The following is a 16642-nucleotide window of genomic DNA, read 5'->3' as shown; positions in this document are numbered from 1 at the left end:
TGTGGATCGGCGGCGGCCCGCCCGGTGCGGGCCGCCGTCCGCGTTGTCGATATTGAACGTCGCAAGCTCTGATCATCGACCTGGCAGCATATGAACAAATCCGGCATTGCTCGGGATTGTGCCGTTACTCCCCAGTAACTTGCTCGGTCATGAGGACATCGATACTCCTGGCCGCCGTCGGCACCCTCGCCGTCGCCGTGGCATCTCCGGCCGACGCCGCGCCCCGGGACGGTGCGCTGCAGCTGCACGTCGACAGCACCGCGGACGCGCCCGACCGGCGGCCGGGCGACGGTCGCTGCGCCGCCGACGACGGGAGGTGCACGCTCAGGGCGGCCGTCATGGAGGCGAACACCGCGCCCGGCTCGACCATCGTCATCCCCGAGGGCCGGTTCACGCTCGCCATCCCGCCGCTGCTCGGCAGGGCCTTCACCGACTACACCCTGGCCGACGCGGCGCACGGGAACCTGAAGATCTTCAAGCCCACCACCGTGATCGGCGCGGGGCGTGACCGTACGGTCATCGACGGCGCCCAGCTCGACCGGGTGTTCACGACCCTGAACCCCGCCTCGATCACCGACCTCACGATCACCGGCGGTGTCTCCGCGCCGGTGGCCTCGCTGTACAACTACTACGGCGGCGGGGGCGTACTGAACTCCTCGGACCTGGTCATGGAACGCGTACGGCTGACCGGCAACCGGGCCCGCTTCGGCGGCGCGGTGCAGAACATCCCGTTCACCTCGTTCACGCTGCGCGACAGCCTCGTCGACGGCAACGAGGCCGGAGAGGCCGGCGGCCTGCGCTTCGACTGGCGAGGCCGGATCGAACGGTCGACGATCACCGGTAACCGGGTGACCAACCCGTACGACCCCACCCGTCCCGGGGAGCTCGCCGGGCTGGGCGGCGGCATCGACGTACGGGGCACCGAGACCGTGACGGTGCTGGACTCCGCGGTGACCGGCAACTATGCCGAGGACGGTGGCGGCGGGATCAACATCACGCTCGGCTACGTGCCCGGCCCGGAGAACCCGCTCGGCCCCGGCCGGGTCACCCTGCAGCGGACCGAGGTCAGCGGCAACATGACCGGCCACGGCCCCCAGAACTGCCGGGCCGTGTGGGCGCAGATCGTGGATCTGGGCGGCAACACCGACTCCGACGGAACCTGCCGCTCCGCTTCGTAGCCGGTGTCGCCTTGGTGGGCGGCGGCGTCGAGGCTCGCGGGAACCGTGATCGTTCCGCCCCTGTGGACAACGGTTCCCGCGGCGCCGCGACGTGGAACGATGGCCGCATGGTGCAGAAGCCGGTCGCGTTCGTGCTGGGTGGGGGTGGTGTCCTCGGGGCGGTCCAGGTCGGCATGCTGCGGGCGCTGTTCCGGGCCGGCTACCGGCCCGACGTCGTCGTGGGCACCTCGATCGGTGCCGTCAACGGGGCGCTCGTCGCGGCCGATCCGACCGAGGCCGTCACCGACCGGCTGGTGCGGCTCTGGTCGTCGCCCGAGGCCGCGGAGGTCTACGGGGACTCGCTCGCCCGGCAGCTCCGCCGGTTCGCCGCGCGTACCCACCTGCACTCGCCGTTGCCGCTGCGCCGCCTGCTCGGCGCCGAGTTGGGCGAGCACGCCGACTTCGCCGATCTCAAGGTGCCGTTCCGGTGCTGCGCCGCCAGCATCGAGCGCGCTGCCGAGCACTGGTTCGACAGCGGTCCGCTGGTCGACGCCGTGCTCGCCTCGTCGTCCGTGCCGGGGTTGCTGCCCCCGATGGAGATCGACGGCGAGCATTTCGTCGATGGCGGCATCGTCAACTCGATCCCGATCGGGGAGGCGGTCCGGGTCGGCGCCAAGCTGATCTTCGTGCTCCAGGTCGGACGGATCGAACGGCCACTCTCCGTGCCCCGGCGGCCGTGGGAGGTGGCCCAGGTGGCGTTCGAGATCGCGCGGCGGCACCGGTTCGCGCGGGAGCTTGCATCGCTGCCCGACGATGTGCGGGTGCATGTCTTACCGACCGGTGGCGGCGAGAGCCGTGACGATTCGCCGTGGGCCTACCGGGACATGGCCGCCGCCGGGCGCCGGATCAGCCGGGCATACACGGCGTCCCGCCGCTATCTGGCGGCGAACGTCGCACCCGCTCCGAGCGACGGCGCCTGATGCTTCCGGCGCCGTGGGTCCGCCGCTTGGTCATCGCCCCGCTGGTGGTGATCCTCGCCGCCGTGCTGCTGACGACGCTCCCGGTGTGGCTGCTGCTGGCGCTCGCGGCATCGCCGCTCGCGCCGGGTCATCTGCGGCTGCCGCGCCTGGCGTTCCTGGGCATCGTCTACGTCGTCTGGGACGCGGCTGCCCTCGTCAGCCTGGCCGGGCTGTGGGTGGCGTCCGGGTTCGGGTGGAAGATCAGAACCCCGGCGTTCCAGCGCGCCCACTACGTGCTGACCGGCGTCTTCCTTCGCGCGCTGTTCTGGGTGGCGAAGTGGTCGCTGCACCTGAGCATCGACGTCGTCGGCACCGACCCGGACACGGGCATGCCGGGACGTCCCGAGATCGTGGTCAGCCGGCACGCGGGGCCGGGCGACTCGTTCGTCCTGATCCACGCACTGGTCAACTGGTTCGAGCGGGAACCGCGGATCGTGCTGAAGGCCACCCTGCAGTGGGACCCGGCGGTCGACATCCTGCTCAACCGCCTGCCCAACCGGTTCATCAGCCCGGGCCGCCCCGGCATCACCGACCTGGAACAGCACGTCGGGACGCTGGCGAGCGGCCTCGACCACAACGACGCGTTCGTCATCTTCCCGGAAGGTGGCAACTTCACCCCGCACCGCCGGGTCCGGGCGATCGCCCGGCTGCGCGCTCGCGGTCTGGAGGACATGGCCGTACGGGCGGAGCGCCTGCGCAACCTCCTCCCGCCGAAGCCGGGCGGGCTGCTGGCCGCCATCGACGCTGCCCCGGACGCCGGCGTGATCTTCGTGGCCCACACCGGCCTCGACAAGATGATCACGGTGGCCGACGTCTGGCGGGAGTTGCCGATGGACAAGCAGCTCGTGATGCGTTTCTGGAGCGTGCCGCCCGAGGAGATCCCGGCCGGGGAGGACGAGCGGGTGGCCTGGCTCTACGACTGGTGGGCCCGCATCGACAAGTGGATCGACGAGCACCGGCCGCAGCCCCGCCCGCTGGGTACGGACTGGACGGCCCGCCGCACCGGAGTGCCGTCCGGTTGAGCGTTCGCCTTTCGCCCTCAGGGGAATCGCTGGGCGTGGCGGTCGTTACCGGGGAAGGTAGGAGAGTCTGATGCCGGGTGGGTGCCGCACCCCTCCGGCTGGTGCGAGAGGGTGGGTCCATGAGTGTTGACGACTTCGTGATGCGGTCTGGTGGCGCATCCTTTGACGACCAGGTCTTCGAGCGGCTGCTCCGCGAGCGCATCATCTTCCTCGGCAGCGAGGTCAACGACGAGGTGACCAACCGCATCTGCGCCCAGATGCTGCTGCTCGCCTCCGCCGACAGCGAGAAGGACATCGCCCTGTACATCAACTCGCCGGGCGGCTCGATCAGCGCCGGCATGGCCGTGTACGACACGATGCAGTACATCAAGAACGACGTGGCGACGATCGCCATGGGCATGGCCGCCTCGATGGGGCAGTTCCTGCTCTGCGCGGGAACCGCCGGCAAGCGGTACGCACTGCCCCACGCGCGGGTGATGATGCACCAGCTCTCCGGCGGCATCGGCGGCACCGCGGCCGACATCGCCATCCAGGCCGAGAGCATGCTGCACATCAAGAAGGTGATGAACGAGCGGATCGCCTTCCACACCGGGCACACACCGGAGCAGATCGGCATCGACTCGGACCGCGACCGCTGGTTCACGGCGCAGGAGGCCAAGGACTACGGCATCGTCGACCACGTGATCTCCAAGGCGGCCGACGTCTCGGCGACGTCCGCGCTGGTCTGACGCTTCTCCTCGAACGGGCGTACGGGTGACCGTGCGCCCGTTTGTGTGCCTCACGGGCCGCGGGGGTATAGCCAGGGCATCCCCGAAGGTTTGAAGGAGGTGCTGACGTGAGACTCCCGACGTTCTCCCGCCAGTCCGACACCACCACCACCGAGACCGAAGACCGAGCGCCTGTCTCCGCGCGGACCGATGCCCCCACCCAGCCCGGAGCGGTCCAGGCCGGCCGCCCCGAAGACCTGGCGGCCGCCGACCGCGCAGCCGAGGACCGGACCGCCGCCAACCGGACCGCCGCGGCCGGCGCCATCCGTGAGCAGGATGCCCGGACCGAAGAGCTTCGCACGGAGCGCGCGCGGACCGAGAAGCGTCACGCAGACGACCGGGACCGCACCCTTCCCATGGCGGCCGTCGACGACGACAAGACCCGGCACGCCAACCGTGAGGTCGACAGCACCCCCGACCGCGTAGCCGACCGCACCCCCGAGCCGCTCGCCGGCCCGAAGCCGCGCGCCAGCCTGCTCGCCACCCTCGGCCTGATCACCGGGCTGGCCGGCGCCCTGCTCGTGCTCTCCGGCCCGCTGCTGGGCTACGGCATCGGCGTCGCCGGGCTCGCCCTGATCCTGTCGGTCGCCGGCATCCGGGCCACCAACAAGCGGCACGTCGCCGGCAAGACCGACGCGCTGATCGGCATGGTGCTGGCCCTGGCCGCCATCGTGGTCGGCGTGCTGGCCCTCACCGGGTCGCTGTCCTGGCTCGGCACCGACATGCAGCCGGTCAGCAGCCTGCGAGAGTGGCTTGACACACAGTTTGTGAACCGGTTCTGACGGGTACCTGATATTCACCGGCGGCGATTCGCCGCCGGTGCTTCTCGGAACCGGGGCGGTCACCAGCCGTCCCGCCCCGAAACCCCCGGCGGTTCGCTGGAAAGAGCGGGAACAGGCCGATCGGCGATCACCGTCGACCGACTCGGGACGGGACCGCGACGTTGTCCGGGGGCGGCGGTTCGCCGCCCCCGACGCATCTGCAACGAATCGTCGCGGGCCCCCGTGGATCACGCAACGATTCGCCGCGGTGCGCAACGCTGGTCAGGGGCCTACGCAGGCACTTCGCCCTTAGCGTTTCAGGCATGACGACTGCTGCCCCGCGCCGCTACTTGATGTGCCGGCCTACCTACTTCGCCGTCACGTACCGGATCAATCCCTGGATGGACCCGACGGCGCCGTATGACAACGCCTTGGCCGTCAGCCAGTGGGAGAACCTGCGGCAGACGTTCCTCGACCTGGGCCACACCGTCGACCTGATCGACCCGCTGCCCGGCCTGCCCGACATGGTCTTCGCCGCGAACGGCGCCACCGTCGTCGACGGCAAGGTGCTCGCCGTGCAGTTCCGCGACGCCGAGCGGGCCGACGAGGCGCCTGCGTACCAGGCGTGGTTCGAGAACGCCGGGTTCCAGACCTTCGACTCGAAGCACACCAATGAGGGCGAGGGCGACATCTTGCTCGCCGGCGACGTGCTGCTCGCGGGTACGGGCTTCCGCACCGCCCACGCCGCGCACGCCCAGACCCAGGAGGTCTTCGGCCGCCCGGTCATCACCCTCCAGCTGGTCGACCCGGCGTACTACCACCTCGACACCGCGCTGTGCGTGCTGGACGAGAAGAACATCGCCTACCTGCCGTCCGCGTTCTCGCCGGGCTCGCAGGCCGTGCTGCGCCGCCTCTTCCCGAACGCGGTCATCGCCACTGCGGCCGACGCTGAGGTGTTGGGCCTCAACGCGGTCAGCGATGGCCGTACTGTGGTTCTGCCGGTCCAGGCCACCGCGCTGGCGGCGGCCCTGCAGGCTGCCGGATACCAGACCGTCGGGGTCGACGTGAGCGAGCTGCGCAAGGCCGGCGGCGGCCCGAAGTGCTGCACCCTGGAGGTTCGTTCATGACCGACCTGGATATGCGTACGCCCGGAGCGCTCGCGGACGCCGAGCGCTGGACGGCGCACAACTACCACCCGCTGCCCGTCGTGATCTCCGGTGCCGAGGGCGCCTGGGTCACCGACGTCGACGGCCGTCGCTACCTGGACTTCCTCGCGGGGTACTCGGCGCTGAACTTCGGGCACCGGCACCCCGGCCTGATCGCAGCCGCCCACGCGCAGCTCGACCGGCTCACGCTGACCAGCCGCGCGTTCGTGCACGACCAGTTCGCCGAGTTCTGCCACCGCCTCGCCGACCTGTGCGGCAAGGAGCTCGTGCTCCCGATGAACACCGGGGCCGAGGCCGTCGAGACCGGCATCAAGGTCGCCCGCAAGTGGGGCTACCAGGTCAAGGGCGTGCCGGACGGGCAGGCGGAGATCATCGTCGCCGCGGACAACTTCCACGGCCGGACCACGACGATCATCAGCTTCTCGACGGATCCGGACGCGCGGAACGACTTCGGGCCGTACACCCCGGGCTTCAAGATTGTTCCGTACGGCGACAGCGACGCGCTGGCCGCGGCGATCACGCCGAACACGGTGGCCGTGCTGCTCGAGCCCATTCAGGGCGAGGCCGGCGTGCTCGTCCCGGCGGCCGGTTACCTTGCCGGCGTGCGGCAGCTGTGCACGGACAACAACGTGCTCTTCATCGCCGACGAGATCCAGTCCGGGCTCGGGCGTACGGGTAAGACCTTCGCGATCGAGCACGAGGGTGTCGTCCCGGACATGTACCTGCTCGGCAAGGCGCTCGGCGGTGGCATCATCCCCGTCTCGGCCGTCGCGGCGAACCGGGACGTGCTCGGGGTGCTCAAGCCCGGCGAGCACGGCTCCACGTTCGGTGGCAACCCGCTCGCGTGCGCGGTCGGCACCGAGGTCGTCAAGCTGCTGGAGACCGGCGAGTTCCAGCAGCGTTCGGCCGAGCTCGGCGCGCGGCTGCACGAGGGCCTGAACGCGCTCATCGGGCGCGGCGTGCTGGCCGTACGCGGGCGCGGGCTCTGGGCCGGCGTCGACATCGACCCGGCGCTGATGACCGGCCGCCAGGCCGTGGAGCGGCTCGCGGCTCGCGGCGTACTCGCCAAGGACACCCACGGATCGACGATCCGGCTCGCGCCGCCGCTGGTGGTCACCGAGGCGGACATCGATCACGCGCTGGCTCAGCTGGCCGCGATCCTGTGAGAGGGGGCGGTGGGGCGGCGGCCGGCAACGGCCGCCGCTCTTACCGTTCGAACTTGCGGATCGCCATGGTCGGGGCCTCGGCCATCACCGAGTGAGGCTGCGCCACCCCGCCGGAGTTCCACAGCTTCGCGCGGCCCACGTGCACGTTCGCGTACAGCTCGACCACGTCGTTCGGGGCAAGCGCGCGGGTCTCGTCGCGGTTGAGGGTGATCCGCTGCTCGTCGTCGAAGGAGCCGTTCGGCCGGATGCCCGTGCCGTTGGTGCTCACGTCCTGGGCGCTCAGCTCGCCGCTGCGCAGCGCCAGCCGGACGTGCCCGCGGCTGATCCACTTACGGGCGTCGTCGGTCAGCCACTGGCCCAGCATGACGCCGCCACCCTCGGGCGCCCGGCCCACCACCACCGGCTTCTCGGTCGAGACCACGAAACGCTGGCGGACGATGCCGTCGATGCGTACCGAAAGAACCTCGACGGTCGGGCGCGGACCCGCGTCGCGCAACCGGCCACCGTGCCGGGGGCAGGTGGGCACGCCGCCGCGCAACGAGGGCGGCGGCTGGGAGACCGGGCTGGTGGTCTTCCGCATGTCGGCGAAGGGGCTGTCCGGGTCGCCGCCCGAACCGTACGCGTTGCAGTTGGACTCGGGGCAGCCCCAGACGCGGGAGAGCAGCTTCTGACCCGTCGGTGAGGGCTCGGCCACGGGCGGCACCTCGCCGCGCCCCACCCTGGCGACCAGCACCGGACCGCCGGCGCCGGGCACGGCGGCCAGCAGCCGGCCGGGCTCCTCGACCCACGGGCGGCGATCGCGGAACTCCTCCGCCCGGCCGCGCGTGAGCACCGGCAGGCCCAGCAGCTCGGCGACCTCGAACACCCGGTCGTCCAGCTGGGGTACCACCTCCACGACGCCGTCGTCGGCCCAGCGGCGCACCACCATGCGTTCGTTCGAGGTGAGGTCGGCGTCGGAGAGCAGCCCGCGGGGGACCACCGCGTACACCGGGACGTTCTCCTCGGCGACGTGCCGGCCGAGCGCGTCGATGACCAGGCCCAGCCGCAGCATGCTGGCGGGACGGCCGCCGTCGAGGTCCGCGTACCGGACGATCTCGGAAAGATCGACCACCGCCCGGGCGAGCGCGGGGTCGGTGGTGAGACGCGCCTCGATGGCGTCGAGGACCTTGCTGACCTCGAATCTCACATGGCCTCCCGATGGATACGCGTGCGGCTGCCCCGGCCATCATGCCGTCCGGGGCCGGGCCGCGGCCAATCAGGGTGGCGTGATCTTCGCCGTCAGGAGCCGTCGTCGGCGAGGATCCGGTCGATGCGGTTGGCCAGGGCGATGTCCCGGGTCGTGACGCCGCCCGCCGAATGGGTGCTGCATCGGAACGTCAGGGTGCGCCAGCGGATGTCGATGTCGGGGTGGTGGTCCATCTCCTCGGCCACCTTCGCCACCCGGTCGACCACCGCGATGGCCGCCGGGAAGCTGCGCAGGCCCACCGTGCGGACGATCGCGTCGGGGCCGCCCTCCCAGCCATCCAGGACGGCGACGGCGTTGCGAACCGAATCGGCGTCGAGCAGGTCAGCCATGACCTGAGCTTAGTCGCCGCGGGTCCCGTCCCGTCGGCGGCCGCGGCCGGAATGTCGCGCGGTTCCGCTACGGTGGGCGCCGACATGCGGCAACACGGGGAGGAAACCCACATGAGCAATCGACGGCTGGCGATCGCCGGACTCGCGCTCGTCGCGGCACTCGGCCTGACCGGCTGCGGGCCGGACGAGGACAAGGCGGCGACGACCGGCGGCGGCAAGGGCACCGGCGTCGCGGCCCAGCAGGCGGCCGACAAGCAGGATCCGGCCGCCGACCTGGCCGCCGCCGCGCAGAAGCTCGGCGAGCAGAGCATGAAGATCGACATGAACATGGCCGGTGCCATGAGCATGAGCGGCGTGGCCGACCCCAAGTCCGGAAACGTCAAGATGTCGATGGAGATGGGCGCGCTCGGCGACGGCACCGCGATCGAGATGCGCAAGCTCGGCGACGACCTCTACATGAAGTTCGGCGGCTCGATCGGCTCGATGCTCGGCGGCGGTGACAAGACCAAGCCCTGGATGCACATCGACGCGTCCAAGCTGAGCGAGGGCAGCAGCTTCAACGTGATGCCGAAGGACGACCCGGCCGGCACGAAGGCCATGATCTCGGCCATGACGCAGGTCGAGCGCGTCGGCGACACCGGCTTCAAGGGCACCCTGGACCTGACCAAGTCGCCCCGCTACAACAAGAACAAGAGCCTCGAGGCGCTGGGTGCCAAGGCCACCAAGGTCCCCTTCACGGCGAAGAAGGACGGCGAGGGCCGCCTCACCGAGCTGACGCTCGACATGAGCAGCCTCGGCGCGGGCGCCGGCAAGGTGGAGACGAAGTACTACGACTTCGGTACGCCGGTCTTGGTGGAGGCGCCGCCGGCGTCGCAGGTGCAGGAAGCGCCGAGCCAGCTCTCGGGCATCCTCAACGCCTGATCCGCGGCTGTCGATGGCCGGGTGGACCTCGTCCACCCGGCCATCGCTGTTTCGTTCTCCGGGCGATCGGGCAAAGGGTGAGCCTTCGTCAAGGCGGCGAATGCAGGGAGGATCGACATGCGGACGGCTCGAGTTCGTGGGCTGGGCCTGGCTTCTTTGGCCGCGGTGGCGCTCGCCGTCGGCGGCTGCTCCGACGACGGTGGCGCGACCCCGGGTGCCAGCGCCCCGGCGGGTGGCGTACCCAGCGCTTCCGCCAGTGTGGGGCCGGCCGATCCCGCCGCCGCCTCCGCGCTCGCCGGCGCGGCGGCCAAGCTCGGCGAGACCAGCTTCAAGGTGACCATGACGTCCGGGCCCGGGCTCAAGCTGAACGGGCTGATGGACGCGCCGCACGGCGTCGGCACCGCGACGCTGACGGCCAGCGGCCCCAACACCGAGATCCAGGTCAAGACGCTGCTGGTGGACAAGGACCTCTACCTTCAGGTCCCGGGCGTCACCAAGGCCGGCACGTGGACCCACGTGGACGTGTCCCGCCTGCCCGAGGGCGCGAACGTCGGCCTGCGGCCCGGCCAGATCGACCCGGCCAACACCGCCCAGCTGCTCAGCTCCACCACCGACGTGCAGCAGGTCGACCCCCGCAGCTACCGCGGCACGGTCGATCTCACCAAGGCGGCCGGCGTCGCGGGCGTCGACCAGAAGATGATCAGTACGTGGGGAGCCCAGGCCCAGCACGTACCGTTCACCGCGGGCCTCGACGAGCAGGGCCGGCTCTCCGCCCTCACCATTCAGCTCCCGGCGGTGAACGGGCAGCAGGCCCAGCCGCTCGAGGTGCTGTACACGGACTACGGCACCACGGTCGACGCGCAGCGCCCGCCGGCCTCGCAGCTCACCGAGGCGCCGGACAGCCTGTACACCAGCCTGGGCGGCTGAACCGTACGCACCATTTCGTAGGCCCCTGCCCTCGCGGGTGGGGGCCTGCGCCATGGGGTGGGCCGGTCGATCGATGCATCGGCTACCGTTGCGGACCGTGCCAGAGGGACACACCATTCATCGGCTCGCCGCCCGCCACCGGGAGCTCTTCGCCGGCCACGTCGTCACCGTCGACAGCCCCCAGGGACGCTTCGCTGCCGGGGCGGCCCTGCTCAGCGGGCGCCGGCTGGCCGACACCGAGGCGTACGGCAAGCATCTGCTCCATCACTTCGACGGCGACCGCAGCCTGCACATCCACCTCGGCCTGTACGGCAAGTTCGCCGACGGGGTGCCGCCGGTGCCGGAGCCGGTCGGTCAGCTGCGGATGCGGATGGTGGGTGGCGGGCACTGGCTCGAGCTGCGCGGCCCCACCGCCTGCGAGGTGTTCGATCCCGGCCAGGTGACGGTGCTGCGCGCAAGGCTGGGGCAGGATCCGCTGCGGGACGACGCCGACCCGCTCATCGCGTACGCCCGGGTCCGCGGCAGCACCAAGCCGGTGTTCGCCCTGCTGCTGGACCAGACGGTGGTGGCCGGGTGTGGCTTGATCTACGCCAACGAGGTGCTGTTCCGGGCCGGGCTCGCGCCCACGACCGAGGGCCGGAGCATCTCCGCGACGTGCTGGCAGGAGATGTGGGACGACCTGCGGGCGCTGATGAAGGAGGGCGTGGTGCGGGGCCGCATCGACACGGTGCACACCGCGCACACGCCGGAGGCGATGCAGCGCGCGCCGCGGGTGGACCGGCACGGCGGCGAGGTGTACGTCTACCGCCGCCCGGGTCAGCCCTGCCTGGTCTGCGGGACGGCGGTGCAGCGCGGGCCGATGGCCGGGCGCAACCTCTACTGGTGCCCCACCTGTCAGCCCTGATCCGTCACTGACCGGTCGAGGTCGGCGCGGAGACGGGCGGCGGTGCTGCGGGCGGCTCCGGCTCCGACGGCAGCCCCAGCTCGAAATTCTCCTGGAGCCAGGGCAGCAGCGTCTCGTACGCCTGGATCGTGTCCGGCTGGTTGAAGTCGTGGGACAGCACGATCGAGCCGGGCCGTACGTTGTCCTGCACGCCCTTGACGACCTTCTCGACGTGCGTGGCGTCGTCCTCGTCCGCGGTGTGCTCCCAGTCGCGCGGATCGACCTCCCAGTAGAGGGACGTCATGCCGTCGGCATACGCGGTCTCGACCAGGCGGTCGGTGAAGTTGCCGCCGGGGGCGCGGAAGAAGGGGATCTCCGCGTCCGGCACCGCCGCGCGGATGGCCTCGTTGGTGCGGGCCAGGTCCGCCGCGATGTGCTCCGGCTTGTCCTTGCCGATCGTCAGGCTGTGGTTCCAGGTGTGGTTGCACAGCGTGTGCCCCTCCGCCACGATCTGGCGGACCATGTCCGGGTGTCGCCGTGCCTGAACGCCGACCAGGCAGAACGTCGCCTTGACGTGGTTCTCGCGCAGCAGCTCGAGGATCTTCGGCGTCTGCACCGGGTCGGGCCCGTCGTCGAAGGTCAGGGCGACCGTGGTGGAGCCGGTGGTGCGCAGCGACTTGGCCGGTCCGTTGCCCTCCGGGACCACGATGGCCGGGGCCGGCTCGGTGGCGGAGGCGGGCGGCGTGGCGGCCGAGGGTTTCGGCCCTGCCGGTCGGCCGCTGGGCGGCGTCGACGCGGGGGCTTCCTGGGGAGAGGTCTCCTGCTTGGCCGGGGCGGCGGGCGGGTTCTTGGCGGGCTTCTTGGCCCGCGCCTTGGCCGCGGTGGCGATCGAGTGGTCCGCCGCGTTGACCGGGTTCACGCCGGTGTCGTCGTTCTGCCGCATCGGCAGGACGACGAGCATGAGGCCGACGGCGACGAGCCCGGCGAGCAGCGCCTGCTGGCGGTGCCGGCCGATGAGCAGCCACGACTCGATGGGCAGCGTGCCGGGGGCGCGGTGGGTGCCGGTGAGCGGCCGCTTGCCGCTGTCGGCCAGGGCCCAGTCGCGCACCGCGCCCGCCGCCTCGCGCACGACGGGCAGCGGCCGCACGGTGATGGCGAGCTGGTCGGTGGCGGCGTGCCGGCCCCGGGCACGCCGGGCCGGCGAAGAGGAAGCCGGGCGGGAGGACGGGACCGGCAGGGAAGCCGCCCGCGGCGCGAGGCCGAGTGCCGCGCGCCGGCCGCCCGCGATGCGTTCCGTCGCGGGTGGACGCAGGATCGTCGGGTCGCCCAGCGACTCGGGGCGGCGGTGCCGGCCGAGCGTCGTCTCGCCGTCCAGGACGGAGACGTGCGGGAAGCCGCCGGTGCCGCCGGTCAGCGCGCCGAAGCGGACGGGTCTCGCCGGTCCGGCCGCGTGTCGCGGGCCCTTCTCCGGCGCCGTACGTTCGGGGGGTTGCGACGGCATTCGTCATGCCTACCCTGCCGCAAGATCAAAGACGATACCGCATTCGTGATCATTGTGTGGCCGAAAGTAATCACCGCAGGTCAATGCCTTGCGGTCGGCGGCGAATGATGAAGACAGTTCGGACGGTGCGTCCCGAACGGGTCAGCGCGAGGCGTGGACCTCGTCCGTCGCCTTGCGCGCGGCGATGAGCACCGGATCCCAGACCGGGGAGAACGGCGGGGCGTAACTGAGGTCGAGCGCCGTCATCTCCTCGACCGTCATGCGGTTCCAGACCGCTATCGCCAGGGAGTCGATGCGCTTGGCGGCCTCCTCGCGCCCGACGATCTGGGCGCCGAGCAGCATGCCCGTACGCCGCTCCGCGATCAGCTTGACGACCATCGGGCTGGCACCCGGGTAGTAGCCCGCCCGGCTCGTCGACTCCACCGAGGCCGTGACGAACTCGAAGCCCGCCGCGATCGCCTCCTTCTCCGCCAGGCCGGTACGCGCGACCTCGAGCTCGCAGACCTTCGTCACCGCCGTACCGATGACTCCGGGGAACGTCGCGTAGCCGCCGCCGATATTGATGCCCGCCACCCGGCCCTGTTTGTTGGCGTGCGTACCCAGCGGGATGTGTACCGGCTGACCGCTGATCCGGTGCACGGTCTGCACGCAGTCCCCGGCCGCCCAGAGCCCGTCGACGCGCCCGTCCGGGCCCACCACCCGCATCTGCAGGTCGGTCCGCAGGCCGCCGGTGATGCCGAGCGGGATGCCCGACTCCTCGGCCAGCGCCGTGTTCGGCCGTACTCCCAGACCGAGCACCACGATGTCCGCCGGCAGCGTCCCGTCGGGGGTGACCACCGCCGAGACCCGGCCGTGCTCGCTCTCCAGGCCCTGGACCTGGGCGTTCGTGCGCACCTCGATGCCGAGCCCGCAGATCGCCCGCCGGACCCGCTCGCCCATGTCCGGGTCTACGGTGGACATCGGCTGCGGCGACCTCTCCAGCAGCGTCACCTCCAGCTTCCGCCGGACCATCGCCTCGGCCATCTCGACGCCCACGTAGCCGCCGCCGATCACCACCGCCCGGTGCGGCCGTGGATCGCGGTCGAGCCAGGCGTGGATGGCCTCGCCGTCGTCGAGGGTCTGCACGCCGAAGACACCGCCGGCGTCGATGCGCGCCCAGTCCGGGGTGATGGGGACGGCGCCGGCCGCGTACACGAGCTCGTCGAAGCCCTCGCGGCGTTCGCCGCCACCCTCCAGGTCCCGGGCGATCACCTCGCGCCGGTCCAGGTCGATCCCCACGACCTCGTGCCGCATCCGTACGGCGATGCCCGCCTCCGCGAAGGCAGCCGGGTCCCGGGCGACCAGGGCGTCCCGGTCGGTCACCGCACCGCCGATCCAGTACGGGATCCCGCAGGCCGAGTACGACGTGAAGTGGCCCCGTTCGAACGCGACGATCTCGAGCTGGTCCGGGCCCTTGCGCTTGCGTGCCTGGGAGGCCGCGGACATTCCCGCCGCGTCGCCGCCGATGACGACCAGTTTCACCGGGCGCCCGCGGTGGTGCGGGCGAGCCAGTCGACCACGTCGGAGATCGTGGCGTTCTGCGCCATGAGGGCGCGCTGGCGGGCCGAGCCGGTGCCGTGCGACCGCAGCCGGCCCATCAGCACCGTGGCCAGCTCCAGATCGCCGTGGCGCTCCAGTTCGGGACGGATGTAGTCGAAGAGCTGCCGCATCAGCCGCCACGCCGGGCGCGGCTCTCGGGTGGCCATGTCGATGTTGAGACCCTCGAGGCCGTCGTGCGCGGCCCGCCAGTGCGCGGCCCGCAGCAGGGGGTGCGGCACGTCGGGGGCCTGCTTGCCGTCGTGGACCTCGCCCAGGATCGTCCCGACGAGCGCGCGGGCCAGGGCGGCCAGCAGGACGGTGTCGTCCAGCGACGGGCAGACGTCGCCCATCCGGATCTCGACCGTGGGGTAGCTCGCCGACAGGCGGGCGTACCAGTAGAGCATTCCCTCGTCCAGCATCGCGCCGCTCGCCTGCAGGTCGGAGATCAGCGTGAGGTAGTGCTCGTGGGACTCCAGGTACGGCGTCGGGCCCACCGTCGGCCAGCGCTCCCACAGCATCGAGCGCCAGCTGGCGTACCCGGTGTCGTGGCCGCCGAAGAACGGCGAGTTGGCCGTCGCCGCCTGGAGGATCGGCAGCCACGGGCGCAGGTGGTTGAGGACCTGCACGCCGGTCTCCGGGTCGGGGACGCTGACGTGGACGTGCATGCCGTTGAGGCCGGCACCGGGGGAGAGGTCGCCGAAGCTTTCGCGCATCCGGTGGTAGCGCGGCCGGTCCACCACCCGGGTGTGCGGGCCGGAGCCGGGTGCCGCACCCACCGCCACCAGCCGGACGCCGGCCGCCTCCGCCGCGGTGGCGATGCCGGCGCGCAGCCGCTTCATCGCCTCGAAGAGGCTGCCCAGCTCCAGTTGCGGCGGGCTGGCGGTCTCGATCTGGCTGCGCATGTACTCGTACTGCACCGAGTCGCGGATGTCGTCGCCGAGCTGCTCGAAGACCTCGTCGACGGCCTCGACCGCGCGGGGTTCCACCGCGTCGGCGAGCAGGTACTCCTCTTCCACGCCGAGGGTCAGCAGCCCCTGGGCCTGTGCCTCATCGGCCATTTCCTCGGAGATCGTGGTCGCCTCCGCCGCAGTCTCCGGTGTCGCCATGGGCCGCAACGTACCCTCCACCCCTCGCCGGAAAACGGATGTTGCCTCTCAGGCGTAGCGTGAGATCCGTGCTGCTGCTGGGGTTCTGGGCTCTTGTCGCCCTGCCGGGCCTCGCGACCTCGCCCCCGCACCTGCTGCTCGGGCTCGCCGTGGTCGCGGCGGGCCTGCTTGTGGTGGTCGCGGCCGCCGGCCTGCCGGTCTCGCCGCCGAGGGTCGCCGGCTGCACCTCCCCCTCGGGCGGGCGGTCCGGGATCCCGCCCCTGCCCCGCATCCTCGACCCGGACGCGCCCGGACGGCCGCGTCCCCGGGCACCGGCGGCCCTCCCGGTGGCCGCGCTCCGATAGGCCCGGCCACCTCCGCGTCCCATTTCCTTCGGACCGCAGGGGTACGCCCATGTCCTTGTCATCCGCGCTGGGCGCCGTCACCGGTGTCGCGCACTCCACCCTCGAGGGTCTCGCCACCCTCCTGACCCCGGCCACCGGCACGCTCGCCGCCGCCCTGGCCATCGTCGTGTTCACCGTCGCCGTACGCCTGCTCATCAGCCCGCTGGCGTGGCTGCAGGCCCGGTCCGCCCGGCGAGGCGCCGCCCTGGCGCCCGAGATCGCCGTCCTGCGCGAGCGGCATCGGGACGACCCGGTCCGGCTCGCCACCGAGACCCTTGCTCTCCAGCGTGCCAACGGGGCGAGCCCGTTCGCCGCGATGCTGCCCGCGCTCGCGCAGGCGCCGTTCTTCATGCTGATGTACCACGTGGTCCAGCCCGGCGCGGGCGCGCCCACCGGGGTGCTCGCGGGCCACTTGTTCGGGGTGCCGTTGACCGCGCACCTCGCGGCGGGCCTGCCCGTGTTCGCCGTTCTCCTAGCCGTCGCCGGGTTGCTGGCGTGGTGGTCGTCGCGGCGGACGCGGCGGCTGATGCCGGCGGACAACCCGCTCGGCGGGGTCATGAGCCGGCTGCCGTACCTGAGCTTGGCAGCGGTGGCGTGGCTGCCGCTCGCGGGTGGCCTCTACCTCGTGACATCCGCCGCCTGGACGGCGCTGGAACAGCTGGTCCTGCGCCGCTGACAGATCGATTGTTCTTAATGTTGACAACTTGACG

Annotated in this window: 17 protein-coding genes; 12 read left to right on the top strand and 5 right to left on the bottom strand. The window is 71.7% G+C overall.

The annotated features are described in order from the left end of the window. The first annotated feature begins 149 nt into the window (after nt 1-149). The 7 genes from AB0368_RS13210 (at nt 150) to rocD (ending at nt 7058) form a co-directional block, all read left to right on the top strand. Nucleotides 150-1178: a hypothetical protein gene (locus AB0368_RS13210; protein ID WP_366154075.1), complete on the top strand. Its 1029-nt coding sequence runs from the start codon at nt 150-152 to the stop codon at nt 1176-1178. Nucleotides 1179-1285: 107 nt separating this feature from the next. Continuing rightward, a complete protein-coding gene (locus AB0368_RS13205; RefSeq protein WP_366154074.1) occupies nt 1286-2137 on the top strand; it encodes a patatin-like phospholipase family protein in 852 nt (283 codons plus the stop codon). Next, nucleotides 2137-3198 carry a 1-acyl-sn-glycerol-3-phosphate acyltransferase gene (locus AB0368_RS13200; RefSeq protein WP_366154073.1) on the top strand — a complete coding sequence of 354 codons (1062 nt, stop codon included), beginning with the start codon at nt 2137-2139 and terminating at the stop codon, nt 3196-3198. Before AB0368_RS13205 ends, AB0368_RS13200 begins: the two co-directional genes overlap by 1 nt. Nucleotides 3199-3317: 119 nt before the next feature. After that, nucleotides 3318-3926 carry an ATP-dependent Clp protease proteolytic subunit gene (locus tag AB0368_RS13195; protein WP_366154072.1) on the top strand — a complete coding sequence of 203 codons (609 nt, stop codon included), beginning with the start codon at nt 3318-3320 and terminating at the stop codon, nt 3924-3926. Between the two features lie 107 nt (nt 3927-4033). Beyond that, a complete protein-coding gene (locus tag AB0368_RS13190) occupies nt 4034-4747 on the top strand; it encodes a thrombospondin (protein ID WP_366154071.1) in 714 nt (237 codons plus the stop codon). 302 nt (nt 4748-5049) lie between these two features. Continuing rightward, on the top strand, nt 5050-5853 hold the full coding sequence (ddaH, locus tag AB0368_RS13185) for a dimethylargininase (protein WP_366154070.1): 804 nt from the start codon (nt 5050-5052) through the stop codon (nt 5851-5853). Then, a complete protein-coding gene (rocD, locus tag AB0368_RS13180; protein ID WP_366154069.1) occupies nt 5850-7058 on the top strand; it encodes an ornithine--oxo-acid transaminase in 1209 nt (402 codons plus the stop codon). Before ddaH ends, rocD begins: the two co-directional genes overlap by 4 nt. A gap of 40 nt (nt 7059-7098) precedes the next feature. Here the strand turns inward: rocD and AB0368_RS13175 are convergent, their stop codons facing one another. Together AB0368_RS13175 and AB0368_RS13170 are read right to left on the bottom strand one after the other, a co-directional pair. After that, the gene (locus tag AB0368_RS13175) at nt 7099-8244 is read right to left on the bottom strand and encodes an FHA domain-containing protein (protein WP_366154068.1); all 1146 of its coding nucleotides are present in this window, start codon (nt 8242-8244) and stop codon (nt 7099-7101) included. A 92-nt stretch (nt 8245-8336) separates the two neighbouring features. After that, on the bottom strand, nt 8337-8633 hold the full coding sequence (locus tag AB0368_RS13170) for a 4a-hydroxytetrahydrobiopterin dehydratase (RefSeq protein WP_366154067.1): 297 nt from the start codon (nt 8631-8633) through the stop codon (nt 8337-8339). A gap of 111 nt (nt 8634-8744) precedes the next feature. Here AB0368_RS13170 and AB0368_RS13165 point away from each other — a divergent pair, with 111 nt between their 5' ends. From AB0368_RS13165 to AB0368_RS13155, 3 genes are all read left to right on the top strand, one after another. After that, complete coding sequence (locus tag AB0368_RS13165) at nt 8745-9554, top strand: hypothetical protein (protein WP_366154066.1); 810 nt, start codon at nt 8745-8747, stop codon at nt 9552-9554. A 117-nt stretch (nt 9555-9671) separates the two neighbouring features. Then, entirely contained in the window at nt 9672-10481 is an 810-nt protein-coding gene (locus AB0368_RS13160; RefSeq protein ID WP_366154065.1) for a hypothetical protein, read from the top strand. A 97-nt stretch (nt 10482-10578) separates the two neighbouring features. After that, nucleotides 10579-11385: a DNA-formamidopyrimidine glycosylase family protein gene (locus AB0368_RS13155; RefSeq protein WP_366154064.1), complete on the top strand. Its 807-nt coding sequence runs from the start codon at nt 10579-10581 to the stop codon at nt 11383-11385. Between the two features lie 4 nt (nt 11386-11389). On the opposite strand, the gene AB0368_RS13150 is transcribed toward AB0368_RS13155, so the two are convergent. The 3 genes from AB0368_RS13150 to AB0368_RS13140 form a co-directional block, all read right to left on the bottom strand. Beyond that, nucleotides 11390-12865 (bottom strand): polysaccharide deacetylase family protein, encoded by a 1476-nt coding sequence (locus tag AB0368_RS13150; protein ID WP_366154063.1) that lies wholly within the window; start codon nt 12863-12865, stop codon nt 11390-11392. Between the two features lie 141 nt (nt 12866-13006). Then, entirely contained in the window at nt 13007-14386 is a 1380-nt protein-coding gene (locus AB0368_RS13145) for an FAD-dependent oxidoreductase (RefSeq protein WP_366154062.1), read from the bottom strand. Continuing rightward, nucleotides 14383-15501 (bottom strand): glutamate--cysteine ligase, encoded by a 1119-nt coding sequence (locus AB0368_RS13140; protein WP_366154186.1) that lies wholly within the window; start codon nt 15499-15501, stop codon nt 14383-14385. Before AB0368_RS13140 ends, AB0368_RS13145 begins: the two co-directional genes overlap by 4 nt. A 116-nt stretch (nt 15502-15617) precedes the next feature. Between AB0368_RS13140 and AB0368_RS13135 the strand changes: the two genes are divergently transcribed. After that, nucleotides 15618-15893: a DUF6412 domain-containing protein gene (locus AB0368_RS13135; protein ID WP_366154061.1), complete on the top strand. Its 276-nt coding sequence runs from the start codon at nt 15618-15620 to the stop codon at nt 15891-15893. 49 nt (nt 15894-15942) lie between these two features. Next, nucleotides 15943-16608, top strand: coding sequence for a membrane protein insertase YidC (gene yidC, locus AB0368_RS13130; protein ID WP_366154060.1), 666 nt, complete (start codon nt 15943-15945; stop codon nt 16606-16608). Nucleotides 16609-16642: the final 34 nt, after the last annotated feature.

Origin of the sequence: Actinoplanes sp. NPDC051475, from assembly GCF_040689425.1 — a bacterium.
Taxonomy (GTDB): Bacteria; Actinomycetota; Actinomycetes; order Mycobacteriales; family Micromonosporaceae; genus Actinoplanes.
This window is presented reverse-complemented; position numbering and strand designations above follow the sequence as displayed.